Origin of the sequence: Gelidibacter algens (genome assembly GCF_001678675.1) — a bacterium.
Taxonomy (GTDB): Bacteria; Bacteroidota; Bacteroidia; order Flavobacteriales; family Flavobacteriaceae; genus Gelidibacter; species Gelidibacter algens.
This window is the reverse complement of sequence record NZ_LZRN01000090.1, coordinates 1-4,855: the sequence shown is the minus strand read 5'-3', so window position 1 is coordinate 4,855 and position 4,855 is coordinate 1. Positions and strand designations below refer to the sequence as shown.

3 protein-coding genes are annotated in these 4,855 nt (G+C 32.4%); all 3 read right to left on the bottom strand.

The window, feature by feature from the left end; translation table 11 throughout:
• Positions 1 to 144 precede the first annotated feature (144 nt).
• Positions 145 to 1,527 carry a TlpA family protein disulfide reductase gene (locus A9996_RS18970; protein WP_146608930.1) on the bottom strand — a complete coding sequence of 461 codons (1,383 nt, stop codon included), beginning with the start codon at positions 1,525 to 1,527 and terminating at the stop codon, positions 145 to 147.
• Between the two features lie 86 nt (positions 1,528 to 1,613).
• On the bottom strand, positions 1,614 to 3,107 hold the full coding sequence (locus A9996_RS18965) for a RagB/SusD family nutrient uptake outer membrane protein (protein WP_066439037.1): 1,494 nt from the start codon (positions 3,105 to 3,107) through the stop codon (positions 1,614 to 1,616).
• A 23-nt stretch (positions 3,108 to 3,130) separates the two neighbouring features.
• A partial coding sequence (locus A9996_RS18960; protein ID WP_157487259.1) for a SusC/RagA family TonB-linked outer membrane protein occupies positions 3,131 to 4,855 on the bottom strand: 1,725 nt, incomplete at its 5' end.

The window sequence follows — 4,855 nt, the reverse complement described above, 5'->3', positions numbered from 1 at the left end:
CTTAAGTTGTACGTTTACCGTTTTTACAATTCGTAACCTAAAATTAAATTAGTTACGTTTTATTTTAGTGATCTTGTATACAAACCAAATAGTTAGTATTATTAAAATCAGTATTATTTTAATTTTATCTTGAGTACGCTTTTATTAAATCCCGTATTCGTTAAATAATTCTATTAGCTTTTTTTCAGATGGTCTTGGTGCATTGGCTTGTACTATATTACCTTCATTGTCTAATAAGATAAATTGTGGTATTCCGTTAATTTTGTAGGCTTTAATAAAATCAGAGTTGAAGTTTTTATCTGCAAACAATTGCAATCCCGTCATTTCTTTTTCAGCGATCATATTCTTCCAAACCTGATGGTCTTTATTATTATCTACAGAAATACTTACAAACTCAATACCTTTACCGCGATACTGATTTTCAATCTCTTCTAAGAATGGAATTTCATATATACATGGTTTACACCACGTTGCCCAAACATCTATATATACAAATTTTCCTTTTAAATCATCTAAAGAAGATGTCCCTCCAGCATAATTTTCGTAATTAACAAATTTTGGCGATGGTTTACCTACATCTAATATTCCAAGTTCATTGTATAAGTCTTGAATTTTTTGTTTGTGTTCGTCATTAGTTGATAGCCCCATAAACTTATCCAAAAAAGATTCTTTATCGTAAGTCGTCGCCAATTGTATGCGAACATTGTCAAACATTATTTGATTGCCAATTGCTTTGTTTTCGAGTTTTGAAGCTTGCTCAAGTTCAGCAAATTCGTATGAAATTGAATCTCTTTTTCCAATCTCGTAGGCTTCCTTACTTAATCTACTGCTTACTAAAAGGTAATAGTCTGATGAAAAGAAAAAATCTTCAGTGTTATTTAAATCTAATTCTTCAACTTCTTTTTTAAAGCCTTCTGAAGCTTTAAATGTTTCATTTTTAGAATAATAGCCATGGAAGGACTCATACATGTCTTTGTTTTCTATTCGATTATAATTAATAGCTCTTTTTTCAGCTGTTCTTAATGCTTCTGAAATACTGGCAACCTGGTCTAATTTCGTTTCTAAATCATCTTGAAAAGTTTTTATCTTCTGCTCAAATTCACCTTCTTCCAATAAATAAATTTCTTGAGCATTCTTTCTAAAATCCTTTAATGCTTGCGCTTTGGCTACATAAAAGTTATTGATTCCTGAATTATCACCATGAAATATTAAAGTCTTATAATAATCTTTTGCATCAGCAGTAAAACTTATAACATCTCCATGCATCATATATACGTTTACAGAGGTTTTTTTCTCGAAAGAGATGCTATATAAACCTTCTTCTATGTACAGTGTATCTATAACACTTCCCGTATCTTTTATATTTATCGTTTTAGTGAACCTTTTTATAGAATTTATTCTAAGTTCACTTCCCATTACGTTCTTTATGTCTCCTTTAAGGATTACGTAGTCAACTTTTGGAGCTACTTTTTTGCAGGACCAAATTGTAAGAGTTAACAAAACTAGTGTATATCTAAATATTTTCATTTTAGTTGATTTTAATGGATTGAAATCTTTAAGAAGGTAAATAATAGCCAACCTTTTAAAAAGTAAAAGGTTAGGCTATTATTTAATTATTCGTAAGAAGGATTTTGAACTGTCACACCTCCACTGGCCTCCACTGATTTTATCGGAATAGGTAGAATAAATTTATCAGTATTGGTCGCTGATGCTTTGACATCAGAAACTTGAAATCCTGTTCCAAAACCATCAATATAATCATAACGAACCAAATCAAACCAAGATTCACCTGTTTCAAGATACAATTCGACTTGTTTTTCTATGCGAACAGCCGTTAAAAATTGATCTAGCGAAATACTTGCTGGATAAGTTTCAAACCCATCTGTACCAGTAGTAGTAGCTCCGGCACGTAATCTAACAGCATTTAAGGCATTTAAAGCTGCAGTGGTAACTGCATTGTTTGCCCTGGCATCAGCTTCCGCTAAAATTAAGTATACCTCAGCCATACGAAGTTGAATCCACATTTCATGGTTTTCTGTAGACAGGTCGGTACTATATTTTCTAGGCACATATACAGTTGATGGGGTAAAAAGATTTTCAAATCTATTTCCATCAAAATTAATCATTTGTCCATTTATATCTATAGAACCACTGGCTGCAGTTAGGATGTTATATGGTTCCCAACCAAAAAAACCACCCCCTATATCAAGCCCTATATAAAGGCTGCTATTAGCTTCAGGTGTACCCATTATCCCAAATAATACTTCTGGATGCATAAATAATTCTTGAGAGTTTTTTGGAAAAAATATACCTTCATGGGTTGGGTTTAAAGCAAAATTGCTTCCTCCCGTATTAATTAAATCTGTAGCCACACTAGCAGCTTCACTATAATTGCCCATGTAAAGTAGTATTTTAGCTTTTAGTCCTTTACCAAAAGACTTATTCATATAACCTTTAACGCCTCCTCTTAAATCTGGTGCCATTAAAATTCCATCATTTAAATCTTGAAGAATTGCGGTATAGGTTTCAGTCACTGTTTTTCTTGGAAAAGCTTTATCACTTGAAGCTGGCAATAATCTAACATCTATACCAAAATTAGAGCCCATATCGTAAAACTGACCAAACGATTGTAACAATTTAAAATGTGTATTTGCTCTTAATAGTTTAGCTTCCCCTATAATTTCGTTTTTACGTTCTAGATTAGTAAACTCGCTAGCATCCAATTTTGTAATTTCTTGAATCAACCAATTACAATTATTGATTGAACTATACATTGCGGAATAGTCGTTTAGGGTAAATCTATCTATATTAGAAGGAGGATCGTTACGTGACCATCCTTCCATTTCTGGAAATCGGTTATAATAACCACCTACGACTAAGTCACCAGACAATAATCCTCTAGATATAGTAGAAAATGCAATTTGTTTATATTTTGCATATGCTCCGTTTAAGGCATTTTCAGCACTTGTTTCACCTACAATAGCAGAAGTGGCTTCTAAAGCATAAAGAGGTTTAAAATCATCTATATCCTCAGCTAATTGACACGAAAACAATGTGCTTAACAATATAACACAAAGAGCAAATGGTTTCCTTTTAAAATTTTTCATATTCTTAATGTTTTTAATTTTTACTAAAATGTTATATTAAAACCTAATGTAAATGTTCTTGTATTTGGGTAAGAACTACCATCATCACCAGATTGCCTTGCCGTATGACCAGACGTCGAAAAAATATCTCTGGCAGCATCTTCAGGATCCAAACCAACATAATTGGTTATTGTAATAAGATTATTTCCACTTAATGAAATATGAGCACTTGAAATACTTAACTTATCTAGCAAATTTTTTGGTAAATTATAACCTATAGAGGAAGAGCGCAACTTAATATAGGATGCGTCCATTACCGACCTACTATTTGCGAAAAAATTAGATCTTGAACCAAATCTGGCATATTTTGCGCCTGTATTTTCTGGAGTCCAAGATTCTTTTACTGCTAGTTTGTCTACATTCACGTCCCAAGAATTAGAATTCCATCCAAAAGAAATAACTTCATAATCTTTTTTAATACCATTTGCAAAAGTCCAGTTCATTCCTAAATCCCAATTTTTGTATGTAATTCTATTATTCCATCCACCAAAATAATCAGGATTAATATCACCTAAAACCTTACGATCACCAGCTGTAGTATATCTACCATCTCCATCAAGATCTTCAAAGATATAGTCTCCTGGTAACCTTAAGTTTGAATCATATATTCCAGTTGGCGAAGCGGCATTTAAAGCATTTATTTCTGCTTGGGTTTGAGCAATTTTAACAACAACTGGACCTTCAATGCTACCTATTGGATGTCCTTCAAATATTCCAATATTTAAACCTCCATTAGTTGAACCACCGTTTAGTCTATCAACATTATTTTTTATAAACGAAATGTTTAATGATGAATTCCAGTTAAAATCTTTAGTGCTTAAAACATCACCTCCTATCACAATTTCCCAGCCTTTGTTTGACACATCAGCCACATTGCTATCCCAAAACGCACTTCCGGTTTCAGCTGGAACTGGAACTTTCAAAATAATATCCGAAGTGTTCTTTTTAAAATAAACAACTTCCCCGTTTAAGCGATTATTAAATAACCCAAACTCTAAGCCAATATCAAACTGATTGGTTTCTTCCCATCTAATATTAGCATTTGGTATTCTATCAACAGTTATCCCAGCATTTCCGGCATAAAATGTTCCGGTATTATAATAGGCTAAATAAGAAAATGAATCTAAATTATCTGATCCTGTTTTACCTAAACTGGTTCTAATCTTAAGAAGTTCTATAATATTTTGATTTTTAAAAAAACCTTCATTGTGTACATTCCAAGCTAATGCTCCAGAAGGGAAAAACCCTGAACGGTTTCCGGGACCAAACTTTGTAGAGGTATCTCTACGTGCGGTGAATGTAGCTAGATATTTATCATTATAGATATAATTTACTCTGGTAAAAAGTGAATTTAATCCATTCTGGTTATGTGCACTCGAAGGAAATTCTACAAATTGAGCTGAACCTGTATTAATCAAATTCGAATCATCTGGAAAACCCCTATAAGTTAAACCATTATATTCTACCCTAGATTGGTCCCATGAAACACCTAATACAGCATCTATTCTGTGATTATTGATCTTCTTAATAAAATTAATTGTATTAATAAAGGATGCTGACCAACTGATGTTACTTTGAGTATATAAAGTTGCTCCAGGCCTTCCAAAAGCATTTGCATTATAACCATTGTTATATGAGGGAACGAAAGATTCTGTATCATCATCATTTGAACTCAAGTTAATTTGTGATTTAAACTTAAAACCGTCAAT